Origin of the sequence: Streptomyces qinglanensis, from assembly GCF_900111245.1 — a bacterium.
GTDB lineage: Bacteria > Actinomycetota > Actinomycetes > Streptomycetales > Streptomycetaceae > Streptomyces > Streptomyces qinglanensis.
Window position 1 is genome coordinate 288970 of the sequence record NZ_FOGO01000001.1, and the last position, 25447, is coordinate 314416.

A 25447-nucleotide genomic window follows, 5' to 3' on the forward strand; every position below is an offset into this window, starting at 1 on the left:
CGTACGGGCAGCAGCACCCGTGCACCGCCCTCCGGCACCCGGGTGCACATCCGTTGACACGCCCCGGGCGCTGACATAGCGTCCCTCTCGTTCGCTTTGCCGAACAGGGAGGTTCGATGGACCGAACGCGGGTCGCGGTGCTCGGCGCCGGCATCATCGGAGCGGCCTGCGCGCGGGAACTGGCCCTGGCCGGGCTGGACGTGACGCTGCTCGACCGCGGCGGCGCGGGCGCGGCCACCACGTCGCACGGCGAGGGCAACGTCCTCGTCTCCGACAAGGGCCCAGGACCCGAACTGCGGCTCGCCCAGCTCTCCCGGCGGTTGTGGCCCGAGGTGCTGGCCGCGGTCGCGGAGCGCTCCCGGGCCGGGCGGCGGGCGGTCGAGGCCGCCGAATGGCACCCCAAAGGCGGCATCGTCGTCGCCACCACCGACGCCGGGGCCCGCGGTCTGACGGAGTTCTCCGCAGCCCAGCGCAGCACCGGGGTACGGGCCGAGGAGCTGACGGCCGACGCACTCCGCACGGCCGAACCCTTCGTCACCGCCGCGCACACGGCGGCCGTCCACTATCCCGAGGACGCCCAGGTGCAGCCCGCGGGCGCGGCGGCGGCGCTGCTCACCGACGCGTGCGCGGCGGGTGCCGCACTGCGCACCGGCGAGGAGGTGCTGGCCGGGGTCGTGCGCGGCGGCCGGCTGACCGGGGTCCGCACCCGCGACGGGCTGCTGGAGGCCGATCTGTTCGTCGACGCGGCCGGACCGTGGTCGGGTGTGCTCTCCGCCCGGCTCGGGGCACCGGTCGCGGTGGCACCGCGCCGGGGTGACGTGCTGGTGACGACGCCGCTGCCGCCGACCGTCTTCCACAAGGTCTACGACGCCGACTACGTGGGCGCGGTCGGCAGCAGCGAGGAGGAGTTGCAGACCGCCGCGGTGGTGGAGTCCACCGCGGCGGGCAGCGTGCTGATCGGGTCCTCGCGGCGCCGGGCGGGCTTCGACGACCGGCTGCGGCCCGAGGCGCTGTCGGCGGTCGCCGCCAAGGCGCTGCGCCTCTTCCCCTCCCTGGCGGGAGTACCGGTGATGCGGGCGTACGGCGGGTTCCGGCCGTATGTGCCGGACCATCTGCCGATCATCGGTGCCGACCCGCGGCTGCCGGGACTCTGGCACGCGACCGGCCACGAAGGGGCCGGGATCGGGCTGTCGGTGGGCACCGCGCGGCTGCTGCGGCAGCTCGTGCTGGGCGAGCCGACCGGGGTCGGGAGCCACGCCTTCCGGGTGGACCGCCCGGCCGTCCTGGCCGCGCCCGCACCCCGGCAGCAGGAACAGCCGGCTGCATCCCGGCGACAGGAACCCCAGGAAGCTCACGAAGCTCAGGACCCTCAGGAACAGGGACAGGAGGAGAGATGAGCCCGAGACGTCTACCGGCCCGCGGTACCGCCGACGGCCGCGGGGAACGCCCGCTGCGGATCACCGTCGACGGGCGGCCCGTCGACGGCGTCGCGGGGCAGACGGTGGCCGGCGTGCTGCTCGCCGCCGGCCGTACGGCCTGGCGCAGGGGGCCCTCCGGCGCCGCACGCGGGGTGTTCTGCGGCATCGGCGTCTGCTTCGACTGCCTGGTGACCGTCAACGGCGACCGCGACGTACGCGCCTGCCTGCGGCGCGCCGCGGACGGCGACGAGGTGCGCACCCAGTCCCGTACCCGGCCCGGTACGGGTGGGTCGCGGTCCGCGGACGCCGGGGCCGACGGGTACCCGGAGCACGGGGAGGCCACCGGATGACCCGCCGTCATGTCGCGGTGACCGGCGCCGGACCGGCCGGGCTGGCCGCCGCCTGCGCCGCGCTGGCGGCGGGCGCCCGGGTGACGCTGATCGACTCCGCCGAACAGCCCGGTGGCCAGTACCACCGGATGCCGCCCGAGGCGTCCGCCGGGCACCCCGGCGGGCTCCGGCACGGCCGGGACGCCTTCCTCCGGCGCCGCAGCCGGGTGCTGACGCATCCGCGCTGCACCTGGTTGCCGGAGACCTCGGTGTGGGCCCTGGAGCGGACCGGTCCCGCCGACGGCCCACCCGGTGCGGGCTCCGGAGCGCCGCCGCGCGTACACCTGCTGTGCGGCGGCCCCGCGGACGGCTCCGGGCGTACCCGGCGCACGCTGGACGCGGACGCGCTCGTGCTGGCGACCGGCGCCCACGACCGGGTGCTGCCCTTCCCCGGTTGGGAGTTGCCGGGCGTCTGCACCGCCGGGGCCGCGCAGGCGCTGGTGAAGGGGGAACGCCTGGTGGTCGGCGACCGCGTCGTCGTCGCGGGCACCGGCCCCTTCCTGCTCGCGGTCGCCGCGTCGCTGCTGGAGGCCGGCGCGGGGGTGCGGGAGGTACTGGAGGCCGGCACCTTCCCGACCGTGGGCCGCAACTGGCTCAGCCGTCCCTGGGAGTTGGCGGCGCAGCTCGGCAAGACGGCCGAACTCGCCGGGAGTGCGGCGGCGCTGGTGCGCCACCGGGTGCCCTATCGCCTCGGCCGTACGGTCGTGGAGGCGCGGGGCGACGGCCGGGTGGAGGAGGTCGTCACGGCGCGGCTGCGCCCGGACTGGTCGGTGGTCGACGGGACGGAGCGCACGGTGCCGGTGGACGCGCTCTGCGTCGGTCACGGGTTCAGCCCCCGCCTGGAGCTCCCGCTGGCGGCGGGCTGTGCGCTGCGCGACACACCGGCCGGCGCCGGTGCCGGACCGTTCGTGGTCGTGGACGGGGAGCAGCGCACCAGCGTGCCGGGCGTCTTCGCCGCCGGGGAGATCACCGGTGTCGCCGGGGCCCCGGCCGCCCGGGTCGAGGGCGCCGTCGCGGGATGGACCGCCGCCGGAGGCGACCATGCGGTCCCCGCGCTGCGGGTGCTGCGGCGCAGCCGGGACGAGGGGCGGGCCTTCGCCCGCAGGCTGGCCCGGGCGCATCCGATCGGTGCGGGCTGGCCCGGTTGGCTGCGCCAGGACACGGTCGTGTGCCGCTGCGAGGAGACCGACTACGGCACGCTGTGCGCGGCGTTCGGCGACGCGGCGCAGGCGGCGCCGCGGGTCGCCAGGCTGAGCACCCGGGCCGGGCTCGGCCCGTGCCAGGCCCGGGTCTGCGGTCCCACCGTCGCCGAACTGCGCGCGCGTCTCGGCGCCGGGCCCGCGGGGCACGGTACGGCCGCTGAGCCGCCCGGGCACACCCCGCACCGCAGGCCGCTGGCCCAGCCCCTCCGGCTCGGCGAACTGGCCGCCGCGCCCGTCCCGTTCGGCTCCCCGGAGGAAACGCCGGACCGGAGCGGCGGGCCGAAGCCACCCGGCGCGGCCGACCGGACCACCCCGTCCGGCCCGGTCGCCGAATCCCCAGAGGCTCCGTCCAGCCCGACCGACCCGTCCGACCCGACCGACCAGAGGTGAGACGCTCATGACCGGCGACATCCGAGCCGCCCGGCACCCGCAGCCGCAGCGGACCCCACGGGGTCTCGGCGGTGTGCTGGTGGCGACCGCGCTGCCCTACCGCGAGGACGCCTCGGCCCCCGCGGGCCTGGCCGTGGACCACGACCGCTACGCCGCGCACTGCCGGTGGCTGGTGGACAGCGGCTGCGACGGCGTCGGGCCCAATGGCTCGCTGGGCGAGTACTCCTCCCTCACCGACCGGGAGCGCCGGGAGGTGGCCCGCACCGCGATCGAGGCGGTGGGCGGTACGGGCACCGTCGTCGTCGGGGTGCACGGCGTCGGCTCGCACCAGGCCCGCCGCTGGGCTGAGGCCGCCGCGGAGGACGGCGCGGACGGGGTGCTCTGCCTGCCGCCCACGATGTACCGCGCCAACCGGGGCGAGGTGCTGGCGCACTTCGCGGAGGTGGCCGCTGTGGGTCTCCCGGTGATGGTCTACAACAACCCGGTCGACACCAAGGTGGATCTGACCCCGGAACTGGTCGCGGAGATCGCGCAGATCGACAACGTCGTGGCCGTCAAGGAGTTCTCCGGGGACGTCCGGCGCGTGCTGGAGATCAGGGAGCGGACCGCGGGAACCGGGCTGGAGGTCGTCAGCGGCGCCGACGACGTGGTGCTGGAGAGCGTGCTGATGGGTGCGACCGGCTGGTTCGCCGGGTTCCCCAACGTCTTCCCGGCCGAGTCGGCGCAGCTCTTCGAACTGGCCGCGGCGGGGAAGCTGGAGGAGGCGCGGGCCCTGTACGAGCCACTGGTGGCCGCCTTCCGCTGGGATTCGCGTACCGAGTTCGTCCAGGCGATCAAGCTCGGCATGGAGCAGGTCGGCAGGTTCGGCGGCCCGTGCCGCCCGCCGCGCGGACCGCTGAGCCCGGCACAGCGGGAACAGGTCGAGGCCGACATGGCGCGCGCGGTCGCCGCACTCGCGCAGCGGGGGTCCTGATGCGCTCCGTCCGCTCGCTCAGCGCCGTCGACTCGCACACCGAGGGCATGCCGACCAGGGTCGTCACCGGCGGCGTGCCGCCGATCCCGGGTGCCACGATGGCCGAGCGCCGCCGCTGGGCCGTCGCACACCTGGACGAGCTGCGCAGATTCCTGGTGGACGAGCCGCGCGGGCACCCCGCGATGAGCGGCGCACTGCTGCAGCCGCCGCTCCGCCCGGAGGCCGACTGGGGTGTGGTCTACGTCGAGGTGAGCGGCTTCCTGCCGATGTGCGGGCACGGCACCATCGGGGTGGCGACGGTGCTGGTCGAGACCGGCATGGTGGAGGTGACCGAGCCCGAGACCACGGTCCGGCTGGACACCCCCGCCGGTCTGGTGGAGGCGCGGGTGACCGTGCGGGACGGGGCGGCCGAGCGGGTCACGCTGCGGAACGTGGACGCGTTCGCGCTGGAGCTGGACGCGGCCGTCCGGGTACCGGGGCTGGGTGAGGTCGGCTACGACATGGCGTACGGGGGCAACTTCTACGCCATCACCGAACTCGACCGGCTGGGCCTGCCGTTCGACCGGGCGCGGAAGGACGACATCCTGGCCGCAGGGCTCGCCCTGATGGACGCCGTCAACGAGCACAACCGGCCGGTGCACCCGGCCGACCCCACGATCAGCGGCTGCAAGCACGTGCAGTTCCTGGCGCCGGGCTCGGACGCGCGGCACTCGCGCAACGCCATGGCCATCCACCCCGGCTGGTTCGACCGCTCGCCCTGCGGCACCGGCACCTCGGCGCGGATGGCGCAACTGCACGCACGCGGCGCGTTGCCGCTGCGCACGGAGTTCGTGAACGAGTCGTTCATCGGCACCCGGTTCACCGGACAACTGCTGGAGACCACCGAGGTCGGCGGAGTGCCCGCGGTCGTACCGGAGTTCTCCGGCCGGGCGTGGATCACCGGTATGGCCACCTACCTGCTCGACCCGCGGGACCCGTTCCCGCACGGCTTCGTCCTCTAGTACTCCAGTCAGAAATCGTCGTCTGAGCTGGTTCTTCTTCGGCAATGGCAGCGGTGGGTGAGGGCTTGATGCCGTCTGCGCCAGAGGGACCAGGCCGAGGGTCCGTGGTGGGGTGCGGGGCAGGGCAGCAAGCGTCCAAGAGGCTGCGGACTTCCGCCACGGTGAAGCAGATGGTGCTGGTGAAGTCGGTTCTGTTGTGCCGTTGGGCGCGTAGGCACGGCAGTAGGGCGATCTCGCAGGGGTCGGACAGGCTGCGGCGGGCGAGTACCCATCGCTGACGAGTGGACCGGTCGCCGTCGAAGACCTCGATCGCCGGCGGGCGGGCGGCTGCCCAGTCGCAGATGCCCGAGCCTTTGGCGCCGTCGCCGCAAGAACGTTCGACAGATACAGCTCCCGGTCCACCAACGCTCCGCCTGTGGCCGGGCGCGGACGGCGAAACTTCGATCCGGCAGTTCCCCGTCCGGCCAGCCGTACCCGAGTGCTGCCTTTGCACGCGACAGACGTGGTGCCCTTCTTGAAGAAGCCGGTGTCGTCCACGATCAGGACCGCATCCGGGGCGCCGGAGTGCTCGGTGACGTCATCCTGCACGTCATCCCGGACCGCGACGTCCCAGGCCGCACCGTTCAGCAGCGGTCGGAAACCTGCTGGCCCGCGGTGACCTGCATACTCGGCAAGCTGCCGGCGGTTCTTCCGCTCCACCGGAGCCAGTGGACCACGCACGTGGTCCCGCATCCGCCGCCGCAGTCCCCTCGAGAACCGGCCCGCAACCCGCGCGGACCCGACTCCGCATCCCCCGGCCCACGAGACAGATTCATCGATTCATCCGTCCCCACCATGGCCGACACAACGAAGCCGACCGACCAGCTCAGGCAGCCGTTTCCGGCTGGATCACTACTCGTGCACAAGTACGGCCTCGCTCTCAGACGGCGCGGCTCCGAAGTCGCCGAGGAAGTGCGCCTGTACCATGCCGTGCTCGGCATCGAGCGGGCGACGAAACTCAAAGCTGAACTGGCCGTTCTGCACGGTGCCTTCGACCGTCACCCGGTCCCCGATCGGATCGATGATGCCCGATTCATCGGCCTCCTGGGCGACCACGACGATCTTTCCGTCGGGGGCACCCCCTGCTCCGTCGACGTACTCGACCGTGCCGGCGGCGTAACTCAGGTACGCCTCGGTCACGCGGGTCGTGGTCGCCCGGCCGGAGCCGACACGGACACCCGCGCCGCCCGTCAGGGTGGGCGCGCCGCAGTCGGACGGGAACGGCCGTTCCGCCCAGCCCTCGATGCTGACCTTGTTGTCCCGCCCCCACAATGACTCGGTGATGTCGCCGTACTCCTCGGCCTCCGGGAAACCGGCCAGAGCCTCGTCGAAGACCTGGACCGGCCGGCTCCCGCCGCCCGGCACGCGCAGCCACTGGTGGTCCAGGTAGACGCGATGGAAGCGGTGTGTCTGGTGGACCACGGCAGTGACCACGGCGGAGTCCTCGAAGGGGTTGGCCAGTTGGATGCGGGCGAGCGCGCGCGAGGACGGAGACGCCGAAGCGGAGACGAAGCGGGTGTAGTTGGATCGCGCCTCGTTGTTGTAGATGTTCGTCTCGACCACTCCGGCGACCGTCGGGTCCTGGTAGAGCCGGATGCGGACGATGATGCAGTAGTGGCCCGTGGCACTGGTCGGTGACCAGCCAGCGGTGAACTCCTGGGTGGCGTTGGGCGGGATGTCGCGAGTGTCGCTGCCCAGCGGAATCCAGGGGCCGTCCCCCACCGTGAACTCGGTGACGTAGAAGTCGACGACGACACCCTTGCAGAGCAGGTCACCGCTGTTGCGGACCTTCGCGATCACGGAGTTCGGGTTGCCGACCCAAGGCGTGTTGTACCAACGCCCGGGATCTGCCACGGACTTGGCATTACGGACCTCGATGTCGGGGCTTTGCCAGTCGGGGCCGCCGGACCACGGGCGGATGCCCGGGTCGGGGCGCCCGTCGGAGCCGTACTCCAGCTTGACGACCGCGTTGTCGGCGGCCGTCGAGTCGACCTTGACCAGGAGCGTCGTCTGGGTCGCCGGTTCGAGGTCCTCGTAGTCGGCCGCCGTGTCCAGGATCGGGCCGTCCCCGTCCTCGTCGTTCTGGACGAATATGATCGGCGGCCGCGAGTTGGGAGTGATGAACGCGTCCGACGTGACGTCGGTGATGACCACCCGACGGTCCGCCGGCAGGGTGTCACCGATCTGGCCCGGCTGCCGTCCGCGGTACTCGACGTAGGCGTTCCAGCCGTCGGCGCGACGGATCTCGATACCGCGTACGCGCCCGGCGGGCGGAGTGCCGAGTTCGGCGGCGTGCAGGGTGATCGAGTCATTGACGCTGGCTGCGCCGGCGAAGTTGTAGAGCTTCAGGTGAGCGGCGTCGACCCAGCCCTGGCGCATCCGGTTGGAGAGGGTGAAGTGCGGAAGGGTGTCGCGGCTGCCGGCCATCATGTCCCAGTTGCCGGTGAGCCGGCCGGTGATGTCGGGCGTGTACGACGGGAAGTTGTAGAGGTCGGGCAGCCCGAGGGTGTGCCCCAGCTCGTGGGAGAGCGTGGTGTGGACCTGGCGGCCGTCCTGCGTCGCGAAGTCGGGCGGTACGAAGATGAAACCGAAGGTCTCCTGGTCGTTGGCGACATTGGTCCCGGCCAGGAACGTCCGCGCCGAACTGGCGTGCGGCCACACGAAGCGGTTGGTCCCGGTGCCCGGCGCGTCCGGGGAGAACGGGACCATCAGCAGGACGTCGATGTTGCTGTAGTCGGCGTTGGTGAGCAGGCCGTCCGAGATCGTCCTGGTGATGATCGTCTGGACGGTCGCGCCGAGTGAGGACCAGCGGGCGTCTATGACGGTGCCCGCAGCATCCTTCTTCTGCGCGAAGTAACTTCCCCAGCCCTCCGGCAGGGTGACCGGGCCGTAGACGCGGTTGTTGTAAGCCTGGACGGTGAGGCCGCGACCGGTGCTGGGGTTCCAGCCCGAAAGCTCCTCGTAGTAGTGGCGTGCCGAGCGGGTCTGGCCATTGAAGGTGGCGCCGTCCTGGACCTCGTCGAGGATCGCCTTGCGGGCCGCGGCAAGGCCCGGATCGGTGGCCGGGAAGGCTCCGTCCCGGGTGTTCACGAGCAGGACCAGAACTCGCCAGCGTCCGTTGTGCGCGTTCGTGCCGAGGTTCTGCGGAGTGTTCGGGCCGCCGCCCCAGTCACCGGCGGGGGGCGGGGCGCTGTCGCCCTGGAGCATCTTCGAGGGGCCGTGGTCGGGGTCGCGCCAGTGGTCGGTCACCTCAAAGGTGACACGGTCGAGCTCCACGCCGGTGGCGGTCTCGACCATGGAGACCTCGAACTCGCCGAGCAGCCCGCCCGCGATCAGCATCGGTACCTTGTGACCTTCCGGCCCTGGAGTCGTCGAGGCGTGGGAGACCAGGGCGGCGTCCGGGGCGCCGTGTACCACGAACGACAGGTCGTCGCCGGTAAGGGCAGAGCCCGAGAGATCGTACTGGAGCGGGATCCAGGAGCCGACGAACAGCGGATCGGCCGGGGGTACGAGCCGTGGCCTGCTCTCCAAGTCGCCCAAGTCGTCAGCGACAGCGAGGCCCTCGCCGGTGACGAGGAGGAAGCGGCCGTCGTCGAGGCCGTGCATCTCGACGATACGTCCCTCGAGGCCGGGTGTGTCGGTGGCGCAGACGGTCACGCTGCCGTCGGCGAACCGGAAGGCGGAAACGCGGTCGGCGGCGGGGTGGGCGGTCAGCAGGAGCTCGCGGTCGGCGCTCACGGTCAGGTGTCCCGTGGGCAGTTGGCCCGACACGAGGCCCTGTGTGGTGCCGGTGGTGATCTTGTGCAGCCGACCTTCGCCCGCCGTCGTCGCTGCAGCCCACACGTCCGAGGCACTGGCGGTGACGCCGGTCAGATCCGGTACGTCCACCACGTTCCGCACCTGGCCGTCGCTGAGGCGCACGGAGACCACGCGCGATGCCGGCCCGGCGACCGCGAGCGCGTGCCCACGACCGGTGAGTGGTGTGGTCGCTGCCATCTGACCGAGTTCGAGCGGGATTTGAACCACCCGTGTCATGCCCGCCGCCGGATCGTCGGCAGGTACGGTGACGACCGTCCCGTCCTGCAGGGCAATCAGTACGTCCTTGCGGTCGCCGCTCAGGGCGACACCGCTCGGCGGGGAGGGCAGGTCCAGGTGTCGGCTGAGCTGTCCGGCGGCCAGGTCCCAGGACGCCAGGCGCGGCAGGTCGCCCTCGACCAGCCAGACAAGGCCCCGATTGACGTCCTCGACCGCGGCTTTCGCATCGTTCAGCGAGGTGAGTTGCTTGATCATGGAATTCCTCAGGAGTCGTATGGTCCGACTGCCGGGGACGCCCGATGGGGGCCCTTGCCGGTTCGATCGAGGGCTTGAGAGCTCGAATCGAGAAAGAGGATCATGCGGCAGTCAGGCCGCCGGACGAAATCGTCGACGGAGATGCGTACGTGTGCCGTACGAGGGTGTGACGGCGCGCGACTGAGGTCCGCCAAAGGGCCTCTCGCCTTACCTCTCCCAGTACAGCACCATCACCCGAGCGGGGCATCCCGGCCGCGATGCACGAGGCCGGTGAAGCCCGGACAGTCTGCCGTGGAGACGGCTGCCTCCCCGTCGAGGACGACCGGCGGGGCTGAGATGCGGCTGCCACCCCCGGCGCGGCACGCCGGAAGGCTTCACCGCCGATCCCCGCACCCTGCACCTCCGGGCGACGGACGTCCCCGGCGCCGACTGGACCGCGGTCCTGGGCGACCCGGCGCGGGCGGAGCGCGCCACCGCGCCGCCGACCGCGCCGGACTGCGTGTACGAGGGCACGGCACGGGACCTGTATCTCGCCCTGTGGAACCGGCTCCCGCTCTCGGATCTGGCCCTCAGCGGTGAGGTGTCCGTGGCGCACCGCCGGCGGGAGGTGTTCCGGCCCTGACCCGGACGGCGGCCCGCCTCCGCCGCATCGCACGCCGGGCGGCGACGGCCTGCGCCGCCCCGCCCACCACCCACGCGAGCGCCACCAGGAGTGCGCTGACCCACAGCGGGGCGCGGTAGCCGGGTCCGCTGCTCAGCACCAGGCCCCCGGCCCAGGGGCCCAGCGCAGCCCCGACGTTGAGCGCCGCCGTCGCGAAACCGCCCGCGAGGGAGGGTGCCTCGGCGGCGGCGTACAGCGCCTGGGAGATCAGCGTGGAGCCGACGGCGAACGACAGCGCGCCCTGGACCAGCACGAGGACGACGACCGCGTACGGGTGCCCGGCCGTCAGCCCGAACAGGGCCCACCCGACCGGAAGGACGGCGCCGCCCGCGACCAGCAGCCGCAGCGGATGCCGGTCCGCGAGGCGGCCCGCGGCGGCGGTGCCCAGGAAGGAGCCGAGGCCGAAGAGCGCCAGCAGCACCGGCACCCGGCCGTCCGCGAACCCGGTCTCCTCGGTGAGCAGCGGAGCGAGGTAGGTGAAGGAGCAGAAGGTGGCACCGTTGACCAGGGCGCCCAGCAGCAGCGTCACCAGCAGCCGCGGCCCGCGCAGGGCCCGCAGTTCCCGGCGGACACCGGTGGTCGGTGCGGCCTCCGGGTGCGCGGGCCGCGGTGCGTCCGGGCGCGCTCCGGGCAGCGAGCGGACGAGGGCCGCGAGGGCCGGTGCCGAGAGCAGCGCCACTGCCCAGAACGCCGCGCGCCACCCCCATGCCTGCCCCAGCAGGGCTCCCGCGGGCACTCCGGCGACGCAGGCGAGCGTGACCCCGCCGAGCAGTACGGAGACGGCCCGCCCCTTGGCGCCGGGCGGCACCATCGCGGCCGCGGCGGCCAACGCGACAGCGAGGAACCCGGCGTTGGCCAGCGCTCCCACCACCCGGGTGGCGACCAAGACGGCGAAGCTCGTCGTCGACGCACCCACGACATGCGCCAGCAGGAACGTGCTCAGGAAGCACAGCAGTGCCCTGCGCCGGTCCCAGCGGCTGCCGAGGGCCGCCATCAGCGGCGCACCCACGACCATTCCGACGGCGAACGCCGAGGTCAGCGAACCGGCCGCGGCGAGAGAGACCCCCATGTCGGCGGCGAGGTCCGGCACCAGACCGGACAGCATGAACTCCGACATCCCTTGCGCGAATACCGCCAGCGCAAGTACGTACAGCACAAAAGGCATGACAACCCGCAATCCTCACTCGGATCGGAAAGGACGGCGGCAGGCACGCGGCACCGCGGCGGGCATGACCGAGGCAGCCTGAGCAGGCTTCACGGCACCTCGTGCGGAGGTGCGCGGGTCAGGAGGGATCCGGCCCGGCCGGGCGCGTGGCGGCACTGCCGCGGAACAGCGCGGGGCACGGCGATCGGGTGGCGTTCGGCGGACGCGGAAGCAGACGGCACGAGACAGCCACCGGAGAGCCGGTGGCTAGCGTCTGGATGCCTCGGGGCTGGACATGCCTGCACCCTAACCGCACGGGGTGCCGCGCTCCACGGGATTCCCGGGCGCCGCCGCGCGGACGACGCGGCGCGGGGTACGGCAGGCGGCGCGCCTGTGCGGACGGCACGGGGACGGCGGGCGGGAGCGACCGTCCGGGCCTCGGTCATCCGGAGGCGGGCGCCCGGGAGTCGGCGGTACCGACGGACCGGCCGCCGCCCCCCGGACCGAGGAGCCTGGCGGTGAAGGCGGCGAGTTGGGCCCGCGCCTGCTCGCGCCCTGTCCGCTCCTGCCCCACGAGATGTTCGACGAGGTCGGCGCGGGTGGCGGCGAGCAGCACATGGGCGGCGAATCCGCCGTCGTCGAGTCCGGGCACCCGGGCGAGCAGGTCCCGGAGCGTGCGGTGCCACTTCTCGTAATGCGGCGCCTGGTAGGGGCTGTCGCTCCCGGTTCCCTCCAGGGCCAGCGCAAGGTGCCGGTTGTCGAGCTTGAAGCAGAGGACCGCGTCCAGCAGCGCGGGCACCCGCTCCAGCGGCGGGGCCGCCGGGCCGAGTGGCGGCTCCCCCTCCTCCACCGCCGTCCTGACCGGTTCGAGACGGGCTTCGAACAGCGCCCGGATCAGGCCGGTGCGGTCCCCGAAGGCCCGGAACAGCGTCGCCTTCCCGACACCGGCCGCCTCCGCGATGTCGGCCATCGTCACGGCTTCGGGGCGCTCGCAGCCGGCGAAGAGGGCGTCGGCCGCCGCGAGCACGGCCGCCCGGTTGCGGACCGCGTCCTTGCGTGGCTTGCGTTCGGGCATGTGGTGACTCCGGATTGCGAAACGGACCAGTGGTCCGTATCGTTTGTCGAAACGGACCTCGGGTCCGCATCGTACTGGACGGAGCCCCATGCCCCCGCCTACGGCACCGGAGGACGTGTACCGTCACGGCCTGCGCCTCCTGCTCGACAAGGACATCCCGGCCTGGGTCGATCTGTGGGACCCCGACGGGGTCTTCGAGTTCCCCTTCGCACCCGACGGCTGGCCCGCGCGACTGGAGGGCAAGGCCGCGGTCGCCGACTACATGCGCGGATACCCCGACCACATCGACCTCCACGACTTCCCCCACGTGGAGATCCACCGGACCACCGTTCCGGAAACCGTCGTCGTCGAGATGCGCGGGGTGGGCCGGCTGGTGGACAGCGGCACCTCCTTCGACATGACCTACATCGCCGTGGTGACCGTGCAGAACGGGCTCTTCACCCACTACCGCGACTACTGGAACCCCCTCGTGCTGCTCCAGGAGCCCGCGAGTGACTTCACCGGAAGGAACCCCCGATGAACACCCCCTCCACCGTCCTCGTCATCGGGGCCACCGGTACCACCGGCCGCCGAGTCACCACCCGGCTGACCGCCGCCGGGCACCGGGTCAGGGCCGCCTCGCGCAGCGCCGGTGCCGTACCCGGCGCCGAGGCCGTCCACTTCGACTGGCACGACCCGGCGACCCACCGCGACGCCCTGCGCGGCGCGGACCGGGTCCATCTGACCCCACCGCCGGGCCATCCGGAACCGGCCGAGGTCGTCCTGCCCTTCCTCGACCGGGCCCGCAGCGCCGGGGTGCGCCGCGCGGTGCTGCTCAGTTCCTCGGCCGTCCCCGCCGGCGGACCGGCCACGGGCCGGATCCACCAGGAACTCCCCGACTTGTTCGCGGAGTGGACGGTGCTGCGCCCCTCGTGGTTCATGCAGAACTTCACCGGCGACCATCCGCACGCACAGTCCCTCCGCGCGGACGGCACCATTCTGACGGCGACCGGTGACGGACGGGTCGGCTTCGTGGACGCCGAGGACATCGCCGCGGTCGCCGTCCACGCGCTGACCGACACCAGTTCCCCGAACACCGACCTGGTCCTCACCGGCCCGGAGGCGCTCTCCTATGACGACGTCGCCGCCGTTCTCAGCCGCGTCACCGGCCGCACCGTCACCCACCGGAAGCTCACCGGCGACCAACTGCGCGACCGACTGGCCCAGTCGCTGCCCGCTGCGTTCGCCGCGCTGCTCGCCGGGCTGGACCGGGCCATCGCCGAGGGCGCCGAGGACCGCACCACCGACACCGTGCAGCGCGTCACCGGCCGCCCGGCGGGCTCCTTCGCCGCCTTCGCCGAACGAGAGCCGGCCTGATCCCTCCCGCGGCAGGAGGTGTCACGGGATTCCCCCGGGCATCGCCGCCGCCCCGGCGCCGACAGCGGGTTCGGGCGCGGGCACGGCGGCACCGTCCGCCGTCCTGGCCTCGGCCTCGGCTCGGGCCTCGGCGCAGGCGAGCAGCTCCAGCAGGCGCGCCGTCAGCCCGGCATCCGCGTCCAGCAGCGGGCCGCGCACCGGCCCCGCGGGCAGACCCCGCGCGTTGAGCAGCGCCTTCACCGCGACCGTACCCGGCTGCCCGGTCATCACCGCTTCCGTCAGCGGGGCGAGCGCACGATGGCGGCGGGCCGCCGACGCCCGGTCCCCCGCGTCATACGCGTCGAGCACCCCGCGGACCAGCGGAGCCGCGACGTTGGCGACCGTGCTCACGCACCCCGCGCCGCCGATCGCCCGCAGCGGCAGCGCGAACTCGTCGCAGCCCGCGTAGTAGGCCAGCCCCGTCTCCGCCATCACCCGCGAGGACTTCAGCAGATCGTAGGCGCAGTCCTTCACGCCCCGGATCCGCGGATGCGCCGCCAGCCGCAGCAGGGTGGCGGTGGTGAGCGCGGTCCCGGTACGGCCGGGGATGTCGTACAGCATCATGGGCAGCCCGGTGGCGTCGGCGACGGTGCGCAGATGGTGGACCACGGCCTCCTGCGTGGGGCGCGAGTAGTACGGCGTCACCACCAGGAGGCCGTCCGCGCCGCACGCTTCGGCGTCCCGGGCGAGCGCGACCGTGCGGCGGGTGTCGCTGGAACCGACCCCCGCCACGATGCGGGCCCGGTCCCCCACCTCCGCCACCACGGCGCGTACCAGCGCGCTCTTCTCCTCGTCCGAGGTGGTCGGCGACTCCCCCGTCGTCCCGCTGAGCACGAGAGCGTCGCAGCCCCCCTCGTCCACCAGCCGCACGGCGAGCCGCCGCGCGCCCTCGATGTCCAGCTCCCCCGCCTCGTCGAAGGGGGTGACCATGGCTGCTGCGACGCGCCCGAAGGGGCCTGTGAGGATCGGCATGCCAGGAGTGTGCGGCCGTCCCCGCCCGCGGGACCATTCAATTGCCGTGAACCCGCGGGAACAGCTGTGCTTCACGGTGCGGCGGCGCCCGCCCGCGGCGGCGCCGCCACCCGGGCGCGCGCCACGGACGCGGCCCGGGGCTCGGACTCGGGCTCGGGCCCGGACTCGTGTTCGGCCTCTGCGCGGTCAGCGGGTGCCTCGCTCCCCGCCGTTGACGTTGAGCACCTGCGCGGTGATGTCGCGCGCCGCGGGCGAGGCCAGGAACACGACGGCGCCTGCGATGTCCTCCGGACGGCCCGGGCGGCCGACCGCGGTGGAGGCGATGAGGTGAGCGCGCCGCTCGGGGGTGAGATGGCCGCCGAAGAACTCCGTGTCGGCCACGTATCCCGGCGAGACGACACTCGCCGTGATGTCGCGCGCGCCCAGGTGTACTCAGTACTCATCCACGAGCGCGGACTGACGTCATGCCTGCCCGAGCACGGCGAGGAGAGAGGTCGGCAGCGTCCGACAGGGCCGACCGGCCGCAAGGAGCGCCTCACGGGCGGGGCGGGATCGCTCGGCTCCCGGTCCGCTGCCGCTCTCAGACGGCTATCTGAACCCAGGGCATCGCCTCACGCCATCCCCCGCGGTCGTACGCCCAGTCGATCATCACCTTGGCGACCGGCGCCGGGCCGATCATCTCGTGCGGCCTGGGGACATGGGCCTGGAAGTGCTTGTCCGCGCTGCCTTCGCGGTACTCCACCTGGTAGCTCATGTCGTCGTTCAGATACACCTGCATGTAGTGCTGGTCCACAGGCTCGAGGTCGAGCCTTTCCAAGATCACGAACCGGTGACGCAGGTTCATGTCCGCCAGCAGATCGTGCAGAACTTCCTCGCTCGGATCGTCCACCGCACGCCCGTCGTCTTCGATTGCCCGCAGCATTGGGTGCGCCATGCTGGCGACTCTACTGACCCACCAGGGGTCACCCACCCACCAGTGCCCTTTCACAACGCGCCCGACCGCGGACGTCCCGGGCGGCCGTCGGCGCGGGCAGAGGACGCCGGGGGCCCGCCGGGGACGTCCCGGGCCGGTGACCGAGAGGGAGGGGCCTCGGTCCACGGACGTAGGCCCCTCGCCTCAGGTGCGCTTCGCTGCCGCTGGCTAGAGTCGGCGCCCATGCAGACCACGGGAACGGTTCGCCGGGAGACGGCGGAGCGCAGGCGCGACACTCTGGACCGGCTGGCCACCGAACGGGACATCTGGGTATCGACAGCACATCCCGATGACGGCCCGCACCAGGTGCCGCTGTGGTTCTCGTGGGACGGGCAGGCGGTGTGGATGTGCACCGGTGCCGCGTCCGCGACGGCGCGGAACGTCCGCGCCGAGCCGCGGGTGCGCCTGGCGCTGCCCGACACCTTCGACGTGGTGCTGCTGCAGGGTGCGGCGGAGTGCTTCCCGGTCCACGACGTCCCCGGCGACGCGGCCGATGCCTTCGCCACCGAGTTCGGCTGGGACCCGCGAAGGGAAGAAGAGCCCTTCGTCTACCTGCGTGTGGCACCGAGGACCGTGCGCGCGTGGCGCGGCGAGCCGGAACTGCGCGGCCGGGTGATCATGCGCGACGGGAGGTGGCAGGACTAGCCTTCTCACCGGCCGGGCTCCGGCCCGGCCCAGGCCCGGCCCCGGCCCGAGGACCGGACTCGGGGCACCGCGGTCCCTCCCGCGTCCCGGGAGCGGTCCCGGCACCTCCCGCATCCGCGTCGCACGCTCAGTCCGCCGTCCCGGCCGCCAACTCGCAGGCATGCGCGTACTCCCGCACCAGCGGGCGGCGGTCATCGGCGCGCCAGGCCAGCGCGAAGCGGCTGGGCGAGATGCCCCGGACCGCACGGGTGACGACCCCGCCCAGGGTGATCAGCGGGCTGTTCCCGACCGCCAGCAGCACCACCCCGAGACCGGCGACGAGTGCCTCGTACGTCTCCTCGGTGCTCGCCACCTCGGCGCCGATGCGGGCCGGTCTTCCGCCGCGCGCTTCGGTGGCGAGCCAGTAGTCCCGCAGCGGCCCGGCGCTGTCGGGCAGCGCGAGGAACGGCTCGTCCAGCAGGTCGGCGAAGTCGACGCTCTCCCTGTCGGCGAGCGGATGCGTATCGGGCAGGGCGACCAGGCGGGGCTCCTCGGCGACCACCACCCACCGGTAGCGGTCCGGATCGGGCAGCGGCAGCCAGACGAACGCCACGTCGCACGTGCCCTCGGCGAGCCCGGCGGTCGGGTCGTGCCAGGAGACCTGGCGGAGCCGGAGGCGGGCGTCGGGGCGTGCCGCGGTGAAGCGGGAGCGGATGGCCGGGAGCACGCCCCCGCGCCCCGGGCTGGTACTCATCCCCACGACGAGGGCGGTCGCCTGGTCGGCCACGACCCCGGCGACGGCCTCCTGCGCCTCCTCCCACTCGGCGAGGATGCGCTGGGCATGCGGCAGCAGCGCGGCACCGACCGCGCTCAGCCGCACGTCGCGCCGATCGCGCTCGAACAACGCGGCCCCCACCTGCTTCTCCAGCATCCTGATCTGCTTGCTCAGCGCGGGCTGCGAGACGTACAGCCGCTCTGCCGCGCGCGTGAAGTGCAGTTCCTCGGCCACTGCCGCGAAGTACCTCAGATCCCGCCCGTGCACGTCCATAACCATCGGCTATCACAGCAGATCTTGGACCGGCAACTGGATTGCCCGGCACGGTAGTTCCCACACGGACCGCCCGCACACGGACCGCCGAGCACAGGCGGGCCACCCATCACAGGGAGACGGACATGAACAAGGTTTGGCTGATCACCGGAGCGAGCAGCGGGTTCGGGCGGGCGATCACCGAAGCGGCGGTGGCCGCGGGCGACATCGTGGTCGCCGCCGCCCGCCGCACCGCGCTGCTCGACGACCTGGTCGCCGCACATCCGGACCAGGTCGAGGCGCTGCCGCTGGACGTCACCGACAGCGCGGCCGGACAGGCCGCGATCGACGGCGTGGTGGCGCGGCACGGCCGGATGGACGTCCTGGTCAACAATGCCGGGAGGGGCATGGTGGGTGCGGTGGAGGAGAGCACCGACGCGGAGTTGCGGGACCTGATGGACCTGCACTTCTTCGGCCCGGCCGCGCTCACCCGGGCCGCGCTGCCGCACATGCGCCGCCAGGGCTCGGGCGCGATCGTGCAGTTGACCAGCATGGGCGGACGGTTCGCCTTCGCCGGGGTCGGCGCCTACTGCGCCACCAAGTTCGCCCTGGAGGGGCTCTCGGAGGCGTTGGCCGCCGAGGTCGCCCCGCACGGCATCCGGGTACTGATCGTCGAACCCGGTGCATTCCGTACCGGCTTCGCCGACCCCGCGACGCTGCACCCCTCCTCGGCCCTGGACGCCTACCAGGACACCGTCGGCCCCGTCCGTTCCGGACTGCCGGAGGGAAGCGGCCGCGAACCCGGGGACCCGGCCAAGGCCGCGGCCGCCGTCCTCACCGCGCTGGACGCCGACGAACCCCCGCTGCGGCTGCCGCTCGGCAACGACGCCGCCGACGCCCTCACCGACCATCTCGACCGCGCCCGCACCGAACTCCGCGCCTGGGAGAAGCTCACCCGCTCGACCGACTTCGACGACTGACACCGCCAGCCGCCGATCCGCCCAGCCGCCCTCCCGTAGCGCCCGTCCCGCCCGCGCGGTCGCGGCGGGCCCGCACCCGGCGTGCCGTCTCTCAACCGCGGCACAGTCGGAGACGGTCGGGGCGAGGGCAGCACCCACCGGCCCGTCCCGGCGGCAGCCATCCCTGCCCCGCTCACGCCTCTTCCCGCACGTCCCAGGAGCGTCGCGATGAAATCCCTGCTCAGGCCCTCTCCCACCTCCGGTGCCGCAGCCGCGGCGCCGGGAACGGGCAGGGGCGGTTCCCCCGTGGTGCTCGGTGCGGCGCTGCTGGGCTTCTTCCTCATCTCGCTGGACGCGTTGATCGTCACCGTCGCGCTGCCCGACATCGGCCGCAGCCTCGGCGGTGGCATGACCGGCCTGCAATGGGTGGTGGACGGGTACACCCTGGCCTTCGCCGCCCTGATGCTCTCCGCCGGCGCCGTCTCCGACCGCATCGGGGCCCGGCAGGCGTACGGCGGCGGCCTCGTACTCTTCGGGCTGGCCTCGGCCGCGTGCGGATTCGCACCCGGTCTCGGGGTACTGGTGGCGGCGCGGCTGATACAGGGCGCGGCGGCGGCGGTCATGATGCCCGCCTCGCTCGCGCTGGTCCGGCAGGGCTTCCCCGACCAGGCGGAACGAGCTCGGGCCATCGCCGTCTGGACCGTGGGCGGGGCGGTCGCGGTGGCAGCCGGGCCGGTGCTGGGCGGGGCGCTCACCGCGTCCGCGGGCTGGAGGTGGATCTTCTTCGTCAACCTGCCCGCGGGCGTGCTGGCGCTCGCCCTGCTCACCCGCGTACCCGCGTCGCCGCGGCTGCCCGCGCGGCTGGACGTGCTCGGGCAGGTGACCGCAGTGATCGCGATGGGCGCGCTGACGTACGGCGTGATCGAGGGCGGCGACAAAGGCTTCGGCCGGCCGCCCGTGGTGGTGTCGCTGCTGGTGGCCGCCGTCGCGGCAGCCGTCTTCCTTGCTGCGCAGGCCAAGGGCTCGCACCCGATGCTCCCGCTGCCGCTGTTCCGCGCCCGGGTGGTGGCGGTGTCCTTGGTGGTCGGCTTCATGCTCAACGCCGCCTACTACGGCGGGGTTTTCGTCTTCAGCCTGTATCTGCAGCAGGAGCGCGGCCAGTCGGCCCTGCACGCCGGTGTGCTGTTCATTCCGATGACGGCACTCGTCGCCGCGGTGAACCTGGCCTCGGCGAAACTGGCCTCGCTGTTCGGCCCGCGCGTGCCGATGCTGGCAGGACAACTGACCGGGGCGGCCGGACTGCTGGCCCTGCTCGCCGTTGGCGCGCACACCGCCCCATGGGCAGTGGCGGCACTGATGGTGCCGGTCGGCCTCGGCGGGGCGCTGACCGTACCGGCACTGACCGCGATGCTGCTCGACGCCGTACCAGCGGACCGGGCAGGCACCGCATCGGCCGTCCTCAACACCGGCCGCCAGGTCGGCGGAGCGCTCGCGGTGGCAGTCTTCGGCGCGCTGCTGACAGGCGCGAACACGTTCCTGACCGGCATGCGCTGGAGCATGCTGACAGCGGCGGCCGGACTCGTCCTGACCGCCGGTGCGACCCTGACGCTGCCGCGGAACCGGCACCGGCGCGCGGAGGCGTGAGCCGGACGGTGGGTCGCGGCGGCGCCGCGGGCCACCTCGCCGCCGGATCGGTGCGGCCGGCACCGGGGCCCGTCCCGCGGGCAGCTACCGGTGGAAGACGATGCTCGGGCAGGTGTCGAGGTCCGTTTCCACGAACAGTTCGGGCTCGTTCCGGGTGCCGCCGATTCCCCGATACTGCGATTCGGTGGACACCCGTTGCTCGGAGGTACCGCGGAGGAAGTCGCGTTCGATCTGGCGGAACTCTTCTCCACCGGTGGTTTCCTCCTTGCGGAACTCCCAGGCCCCCTCTCCCTGGAAGCCCTTGCCGGGAGGGCCATTGTCGCCCAGCTCCTCCAGCGAGATCGCCCAATTCTTCACCCGTACCGTGCCGACCTGAGCGGTACGCCCTTCGGGATGCTGGGTGGAGGCGTGCCCGAGAGTGAAGCCGTGCGGACCCTGGTAGTCGCCGTGCAGGTCGCCGGCACGAACCGTCATGCTCGACTTCGGACACGGGCCCGAAACCTCGCCCAGGACGGTGCACGAGGTAAGGGGGGCCAGTGGTCACCCGCGCCCCGTGGAGGCCGCCGCCACTCGGTCGTCGTCGGGCTGACCCCGGTCGGACACCAACTGGTCGAATCCACCGTCGATCAGGTTCTCACCTGTGAGGCCGAACTGCCGACGGGTCTGGGTCCCGATCAGCAGAACCAGTTGGCGGAGTTGCTGCGTGTCCTTCTTCAAGACGTTCAACGACAGTTGAACGATCACCGATTGACACAAGCAGGAGAACGGGACTGACGGCTGTCGGCCCCACAGACCCCTGCTGTAACTTCTGAGTGACCGAACTGCCGGTGATTCGTACCGCCGTCGCCCCACGGACAGAGAGCTGAGAGAACGTGCGCATGAAGAAGCAGGCCGGCACAGCGATGTGGACCGCAGGAGCCCTCGCCGCGTCCCTCCTCCTGGGCGCGTGCGGGAGCGACGGCGGGTCGGACGGAAAGATCGACGGCGCCGACGACGGCGCCAAGAAGACGAGCAAGTCCCCGTCCCCGTCCCAGAGTTCGGATGCACCCGGCCACAAGGCACCGGAGGACATCAAGCTGGCGAAGGACGCCAAGAACGTCTTCGAGGACACCGAGACGGGCAACCCCGAGAAGGACGCGGTCCTGGCCGACAACCAGGCACGGATCAACGCCGTAGACCGTGTCATCACGACCGGAAAAGAACCGGACCTGGTGAAGGTTTACGCCAAGGGGAAGTCACTGCTCGCCTCGAACGAGTACATCCTGGACTTCGCCAATGATGGCATGAGTTGGGCAGGTGTCACTCGTTACTACGATCAGAAGGTCGAGTTCACGGGAAAATCAGATGCGCGAGTGACCTTCTGCGCCGACGAGAGCAAGGCCCAGAACAAAGTAATCAAGACTGGAAAGCTCGAACCGAATGACGGGGGCGACCAGAATTATGTCTTCGCATCGTTCCACACGAAGCGGAACAGTGATGGCGTATGGCAGGCCGTATCCGGATCTTCACAACGAGGAGCCGAGCAATGCATGAAGTAGCCCGTCGGGGCTCAATTGGTGTGTTGGTGGCGATACTTCTACTTGCTGAGCCGTCGGTCGCCTATGCGGGAGGCGGCAAAGGGAAAGGGGCGCTCAACGGCGCCGAGGCTCACGGAGGCAAGAAAAACGGAAAGTACCACGCTGAAGTCTCCCATGTCCAGATCACCGCGGGTGGCGACCGCGGTGGAAAGACCGTCAAGCTGAACCCCAAGGATCCCGACTGGGAGGCTCCGGCGTGCTGGTACGAGCCGAAGACGACCCCCAAGGAGCTCAAGGAAAAGATCGAGAGCGCGAAGCCTGAGAAGCGGAAGCCGGAGAAGGATGAGGACTCCGGCACGATCTTCGGTGACCTGGAGGAAAGCAACCAGAAAGCGGCCGACGCGGTCGCGAATCAGGTCGTCGGGCTCTACGAGAACTACTACCAGACCGAGAAGTACGACGACTACAACATCGACAAGCAGGGAAAAGGCATGTTCTGGGAGGGAGTCCGGAACCCGAACAAGGCGGACGACCCCAAAGCAGACGCCTGTAGCGAGCACGCCATCTGGGTGCCCAAGGGAAAGCCGCCCAAGAGTATGCCACTCGCGGTCAGTCCGAAGATTCTCGCGCAGTACGCATACGAGGAACTGCCCATCCCGGGGACCGAACTGTCGCTGAACCCGGAGAACAAGCAGACGGTCAACCTCGACACCTGGGTGTGGCTGAACAAGGGGAAGTTCAAGCCGGTGGACGTGACCGCCTCGCTCGATCTCCTCGACGGCACTCACCTCTCGGCGACCACCACCGCCAAGCCGACCTCCCTCACCCTCGAACCGGGCACCGACGACGCCAAGACCTATCCCGGCTCCGGGAAGTGCGTGGTCAAGAACGGCCAGCTCGGGGAGGAGTACTCGGTCGGCAAGAAGGACAAGACCCCGCCCTGTGGTGTCAGGTACCTGCGGGCCAGCGGCCAGAACGGCTCCTACCCGCTGAAGGCGACACTCACCTGGAAGATCGCCTGGAAGGGCTCCGACGGCAGCGGCGGCGATCTGCCCGCCGGCACCTTCAGCACCACCAAGAACATGACCGTCAAGGAGATCCAGTCCATCGTCCGCGACTGACCCGTCAGCCCGAACACACAGCGCGGTGCCTGCCGCAACCCGGTCGGGGACTGGCAGGCGCCGCGTCGTCCGTACGCCCTTGTACGGAAGTTCGGGGAGGGGCTCCCCGGGTCAGACCGCCAAGGCACGGTCCGTGGGGCGGACGAGGGCCTGCAAGGTGCTGTGCTCGCCGGTGAGGTGGCGGTCGACGGCCTTGACGGCCGAGCGGCCCTCCGCGATGGCCCAGACGATGAGGGGCTGGCCCCGGCCGACATCCCCGGCCACGTAGACGCCGGGGACGTTGCCGGCGTAGTCGCCGTCCCGCGCGATGCTCCCACGGGCGTCGCGTTCGACACCGAACTGCTCGACCAGCCCGTCCTCGCGGTCGACACCGGTGAAGCCCATCGGCAGAGCAGCGGGAACGTCGGCCACGGCCGGCGGCCCGAGTCCCGCTCCACGCCCGGCCTGGGCATGATCTCCAACCGGGCGACCGGGGCGTCGCCCCGACGGCGCGCGGTTCCCAGGCAGTCGGCACCCGCCGCCGTGCGCGTCGATGTCTCCGACCAAGCCGCGGCCCCCTGGAAGGCCGTGTGGATTTCCCCGGCGGTCTGGAGCGGGAACCTGTCGGATGACGTGCCGCGTGTTCTCCGACATGACGTGCAGCACCAGTTGAATGATCACCAGTTGACACAGACGGGAGAACCGCGGTGACTATCAGGGACTGTCGGCACTCCTTTCACTGTAGTAACTTTAAGTGATCAAACTGCGGGTGATTCGATTCGCCGTCGCCCACGGACAGAGAGCTGAGAGAACGTGCGCATGAACAAGCAGGCCAGCACAGCGATGTGGACCGCAGCGGCCCTCGCCGCGTCCCTCCTCCTGGGCGCGTGCGGGAGCGACGGCGGGTCGGACGGAAAGATCGACGGCGCCGACGACGGCGCCAAGAAGACGAGCAAGTCCCCGTCCCCGTCCCACAGTTCGGATGCACCCGGCCACAAGGCACCGGAGGACATCAAGCTGGCGAAGGACGCCAAGAACGTCTTCGAGGACACCGAGACGGGCAACCCCGAGAAGGACGCGGTCCTGGCCGACAATCAGGCACGGATCAACGCGATCGACCGGGTCATCACCACGGGGAAAGACCCGAACCTGGTGAAGGTCTACGCCAAGGGGCAGTCACTGCTCGCCTCGAACAAGTACATCCTCGAAGCGAAGAAGGACCAGCAGAGCTGGGCCGGTGTAACCCGCTACTACGACCAGAGGGTCGAACTGGAGAGCGACACCGTAGCGCAGATCTACTTCTGCATCGACGAAAGCAAAGCCAAGAACAAGCTTCTCAAGACGGGGAAACTCGAACCGAACAACGGGGGCGACTTGAACTACATCTTCACCCGACTCCGGATGGAGCGGAACAAGGACGGAGTGTGGCAGGCGACCTCGGGTCACGAGACTGCTAAGGCCAAGAAATGCATGGAGTGAGCCGGAAGAACTCGATCATCGCGCTGACGACGGGACTTCTCCTGGCGGCCTCCGCCACCGCACACGCGGACCCGAAGGGCTCGGGCGCGAGCAGAGCTTCGGGCGGCACCGACGGCGCCGACATCACCGCCGAGGTCTCGCACATCCGGATCGTCCAGGGCGACAGCAAGGGCGGCGGGAAGACGGTCAAGCTGGACCCGAAGGATCCCGACTGGGAAGCCCCGGCGTGCTGGTACGAGCCGAAGACGACGCCCAAGGAACTCAAGAAGAAGATCGAGGACGCCAAGCCGGAGAAGCGGGACGAGGACGAGGAGGACGAGAAGGACTCCGGCACGATCTTCGACGATCTCGAGAAGAGCAACCAGAAGGCGGCGGACGCGCTCTCGGAGCAGGTGGTCCACCTCTACGAGAACTACTACCAGACCGACAAGTACGACGACTACAACATGGACCAGCAGGGCAAGGGCTACTTCTGGGAAGGCGTGCGCAACCCCGACCGGGCGGACGACCCGGAGGCGGACGCGTGCAGCGACCACGCCATCTGGGTGCCGAAGGGGGACCCGCCCGAGGACATGCCGCTGGCCGTCAGTCCGAAGATCCTCGCGCAGTACGCATACGAGCAGCTCCCCATCCCGGAAACGGAACTGTCGTTGAACCCCGACGGCAAGCAGACCGTCAACCTCGACACCTGGGTCTGGCTGGACAGGAGCAGGTTCAAGCCCGTGAAGGCGATCGCCGAACTCGATCTCGTCGACGGGACCAAACTCTCCGCGACCACCACCGCCACGCCCGAGTCGCTGACTCTCGAGCCCGGCACCGGAGACGCGAAGACCTACCCCGCTTCGGGGAAGTGCACATTCAAGAACGGCGCACTGGGTGAGAAGTACTCCGCCGGGAAGAAGGACCGGACCCCGCCGTGCGGCATCCGGTATCTGAGGGCCACCGGCGAGAACGGCTCCTACACGCTGAAGGCCACGCTCACCTGGAAGGTGGCGTGGAAGAGCACCGAGGACCCGGGGGGCACGTTCCCGTCGGGCACCTTCAGCACCACCAAGAACATGACCGTGAAGGAGATCCAGTCCATCGTGCGTGACTGAGCGGTCAGCGCGGACACAGTGCGGCGCCTGCCACAAACCCGGTCGGGGACTGGCAGGCGCCGCTTCGTCCGTACGCCC

Annotated in this window: 23 protein-coding genes and 3 pseudogenes; 15 read left to right on the forward strand and 11 right to left on the reverse strand. The window is 71.5% G+C overall.

Going from position 1 to position 25447, the window contains the following annotated elements; genetic code table 11:
* Positions 1-116 precede the first annotated feature (116 nt).
* Genes BMX65_RS01270 through BMX65_RS01285 form a run of 5 tightly spaced genes read left to right on the forward strand, consistent with a single transcriptional unit; the run spans position 117 to position 5373 of the window.
* Positions 117-1397 (forward strand): NAD(P)/FAD-dependent oxidoreductase, encoded by a 1281-nt coding sequence (locus BMX65_RS01270; protein ID WP_074998218.1) that lies wholly within the window; start codon positions 117-119, stop codon positions 1395-1397.
* The gene (locus BMX65_RS31145; RefSeq protein WP_079171636.1) at positions 1394-1768 is read left to right on the forward strand and encodes a (2Fe-2S)-binding protein; all 375 of its coding nucleotides are present in this window, start codon (positions 1394-1396) and stop codon (positions 1766-1768) included. The genes BMX65_RS01270 and BMX65_RS31145 overlap by 4 nt, the downstream gene beginning before the upstream one ends.
* The gene (locus BMX65_RS01275; RefSeq protein ID WP_079171637.1) at positions 1765-3399 is read left to right on the forward strand and encodes an NAD(P)/FAD-dependent oxidoreductase; all 1635 of its coding nucleotides are present in this window, start codon (positions 1765-1767) and stop codon (positions 3397-3399) included. The genes BMX65_RS31145 and BMX65_RS01275 overlap by 4 nt, the downstream gene beginning before the upstream one ends.
* Before the next feature lie 7 nt (positions 3400-3406).
* On the forward strand, positions 3407-4372 hold the full coding sequence (locus BMX65_RS01280) for a dihydrodipicolinate synthase family protein (protein WP_074998219.1): 966 nt from the start codon (positions 3407-3409) through the stop codon (positions 4370-4372).
* Complete coding sequence (locus BMX65_RS01285; protein WP_074998220.1) at positions 4372-5373, forward strand: proline racemase family protein; 1002 nt, start codon at positions 4372-4374, stop codon at positions 5371-5373. The genes BMX65_RS01280 and BMX65_RS01285 overlap by 1 nt, the downstream gene beginning before the upstream one ends.
* A 156-nt stretch (positions 5374-5529) precedes the next feature.
* Here the strand turns inward: BMX65_RS01285 and BMX65_RS34220 are convergent.
* Together BMX65_RS34220 and BMX65_RS01290 are read right to left on the reverse strand one after the other, a co-directional pair.
* Positions 5530-6117 (reverse strand): annotated as a pseudogene (locus BMX65_RS34220) (transposase); the annotation flags it as partial.
* 147 nt (positions 6118-6264) lie between these two features.
* Positions 6265-9702 carry a metallopeptidase domain-containing protein gene (locus BMX65_RS01290; protein WP_074998221.1) on the reverse strand — a complete coding sequence of 1146 codons (3438 nt, stop codon included), beginning with the start codon at positions 9700-9702 and terminating at the stop codon, positions 6265-6267.
* 394 nt (positions 9703-10096) lie between these two features.
* Between BMX65_RS01290 and BMX65_RS01295 the strand changes: the two genes are divergently transcribed.
* Positions 10097-10324, forward strand: coding sequence for a hypothetical protein (locus BMX65_RS01295; protein ID WP_239501838.1), 228 nt, complete (start codon positions 10097-10099; stop codon positions 10322-10324).
* On the opposite strand, the gene BMX65_RS01300 is transcribed toward BMX65_RS01295, so the two are convergent.
* Together BMX65_RS01300 and BMX65_RS01305 are read right to left on the reverse strand one after the other, a co-directional pair.
* Complete coding sequence (locus tag BMX65_RS01300) at positions 10272-11528, reverse strand: Cmx/CmrA family chloramphenicol efflux MFS transporter (RefSeq protein WP_074998222.1); 1257 nt, start codon at positions 11526-11528, stop codon at positions 10272-10274. The genes BMX65_RS01295 and BMX65_RS01300 overlap by 53 nt on opposite strands.
* A 421-nt stretch (positions 11529-11949) precedes the next feature.
* A complete protein-coding gene (locus tag BMX65_RS01305) occupies positions 11950-12582 on the reverse strand; it encodes a TetR/AcrR family transcriptional regulator (RefSeq protein WP_074998223.1) in 633 nt (210 codons plus the stop codon).
* Between the two features lie 88 nt (positions 12583-12670).
* On the opposite strand from BMX65_RS01305, the gene BMX65_RS01310 reads away from it, so the two are divergent.
* Both BMX65_RS01310 and BMX65_RS01315 read left to right on the forward strand, forming a co-directional pair.
* Positions 12671-13102 carry a nuclear transport factor 2 family protein gene (locus BMX65_RS01310; protein WP_074998224.1) on the forward strand — a complete coding sequence of 144 codons (432 nt, stop codon included), beginning with the start codon at positions 12671-12673 and terminating at the stop codon, positions 13100-13102.
* Positions 13099-13938 (forward strand): NmrA family NAD(P)-binding protein, encoded by an 840-nt coding sequence (locus BMX65_RS01315; RefSeq protein WP_074998225.1) that lies wholly within the window; start codon positions 13099-13101, stop codon positions 13936-13938. The genes BMX65_RS01310 and BMX65_RS01315 overlap by 4 nt, the downstream gene beginning before the upstream one ends.
* 21 nt (positions 13939-13959) lie before the next feature.
* Here BMX65_RS01315 and dapA read toward each other — a convergent pair whose 3' ends face one another.
* The 3 genes and pseudogenes from dapA to BMX65_RS01330 all read right to left on the reverse strand — a co-directional run bounded on the left by dapA (position 13960) and on the right by BMX65_RS01330 (position 15883).
* On the reverse strand, positions 13960-14949 hold the full coding sequence (gene dapA / locus BMX65_RS01320; RefSeq protein WP_074998226.1) for a 4-hydroxy-tetrahydrodipicolinate synthase: 990 nt from the start codon (positions 14947-14949) through the stop codon (positions 13960-13962).
* Positions 14950-15135: 186 nt separating this feature from the next.
* A pseudogene (locus tag BMX65_RS01325) lies at positions 15136-15375 on the reverse strand (SDR family oxidoreductase); the annotation flags it as partial.
* A 154-nt stretch (positions 15376-15529) separates the two neighbouring features.
* The gene (locus BMX65_RS01330) at positions 15530-15883 is read right to left on the reverse strand and encodes a hypothetical protein (RefSeq protein WP_074998227.1); all 354 of its coding nucleotides are present in this window, start codon (positions 15881-15883) and stop codon (positions 15530-15532) included.
* A 222-nt stretch (positions 15884-16105) separates the two neighbouring features.
* Here BMX65_RS01330 and BMX65_RS01335 point away from each other — a divergent pair, with 222 nt between their 5' ends.
* On the forward strand, positions 16106-16567 hold the full coding sequence (locus tag BMX65_RS01335; RefSeq protein ID WP_074998228.1) for a pyridoxamine 5'-phosphate oxidase family protein: 462 nt from the start codon (positions 16106-16108) through the stop codon (positions 16565-16567).
* Positions 16568-16694: 127 nt separating this feature from the next.
* Here the strand turns inward: BMX65_RS01335 and BMX65_RS01340 are convergent, their stop codons facing one another.
* The gene (locus tag BMX65_RS01340; RefSeq protein WP_074998229.1) at positions 16695-17600 is read right to left on the reverse strand and encodes a LysR family transcriptional regulator; all 906 of its coding nucleotides are present in this window, start codon (positions 17598-17600) and stop codon (positions 16695-16697) included.
* A 119-nt stretch (positions 17601-17719) separates the two neighbouring features.
* Here BMX65_RS01340 and BMX65_RS01345 point away from each other — a divergent pair, with 119 nt between their 5' ends.
* Together BMX65_RS01345 and BMX65_RS01350 are read left to right on the forward strand one after the other, a co-directional pair.
* Positions 17720-18553 (forward strand): oxidoreductase, encoded by an 834-nt coding sequence (locus BMX65_RS01345; RefSeq protein ID WP_074998230.1) that lies wholly within the window; start codon positions 17720-17722, stop codon positions 18551-18553.
* Between the two features lie 207 nt (positions 18554-18760).
* Positions 18761-20176, forward strand: coding sequence for an MFS transporter (locus BMX65_RS01350; RefSeq protein WP_074998231.1), 1416 nt, complete (start codon positions 18761-18763; stop codon positions 20174-20176).
* A gap of 84 nt (positions 20177-20260) precedes the next feature.
* Here the strand turns inward: BMX65_RS01350 and BMX65_RS01355 are convergent, their stop codons facing one another.
* Together BMX65_RS01355 and BMX65_RS34085 are read right to left on the reverse strand one after the other, a co-directional pair.
* Positions 20261-20650 carry a hypothetical protein gene (locus BMX65_RS01355; protein WP_074998232.1) on the reverse strand — a complete coding sequence of 130 codons (390 nt, stop codon included), beginning with the start codon at positions 20648-20650 and terminating at the stop codon, positions 20261-20263.
* Positions 20651-20716: 66 nt separating this feature from the next.
* On the reverse strand, positions 20717-20920 hold the full coding sequence (locus BMX65_RS34085; RefSeq protein ID WP_074998233.1) for a hypothetical protein: 204 nt from the start codon (positions 20918-20920) through the stop codon (positions 20717-20719).
* A 134-nt stretch (positions 20921-21054) separates the two neighbouring features.
* Between BMX65_RS34085 and BMX65_RS01365 the strand changes: the two genes are divergently transcribed.
* Positions 21055-21714 carry a hypothetical protein gene (locus tag BMX65_RS01365; protein ID WP_074998735.1) on the forward strand — a complete coding sequence of 220 codons (660 nt, stop codon included), beginning with the start codon at positions 21055-21057 and terminating at the stop codon, positions 21712-21714.
* 26 nt (positions 21715-21740) lie between these two features.
* Positions 21741-22814: a hypothetical protein gene (locus BMX65_RS01370; protein ID WP_244905658.1), complete on the forward strand. Its 1074-nt coding sequence runs from the start codon at positions 21741-21743 to the stop codon at positions 22812-22814.
* A gap of 111 nt (positions 22815-22925) precedes the next feature.
* Here BMX65_RS01370 and BMX65_RS01375 read toward each other — a convergent pair.
* A pseudogene (locus BMX65_RS01375) lies at positions 22926-23329 on the reverse strand (FAD-dependent oxidoreductase); the annotation flags it as partial.
* Between the two features lie 283 nt (positions 23330-23612).
* Here BMX65_RS01375 and BMX65_RS01380 point away from each other — a divergent pair.
* Both BMX65_RS01380 and BMX65_RS01385 read left to right on the forward strand, forming a co-directional pair.
* A complete protein-coding gene (locus BMX65_RS01380; protein WP_074998236.1) occupies positions 23613-24272 on the forward strand; it encodes a hypothetical protein in 660 nt (219 codons plus the stop codon).
* Positions 24260-25369, forward strand: a complete 1110-nt coding sequence (locus BMX65_RS01385; RefSeq protein ID WP_074998237.1) for a hypothetical protein — start codon at positions 24260-24262, stop codon at positions 25367-25369. Before BMX65_RS01380 ends, BMX65_RS01385 begins: the two co-directional genes overlap by 13 nt.
* Positions 25370-25447: the final 78 nt, after the last annotated feature.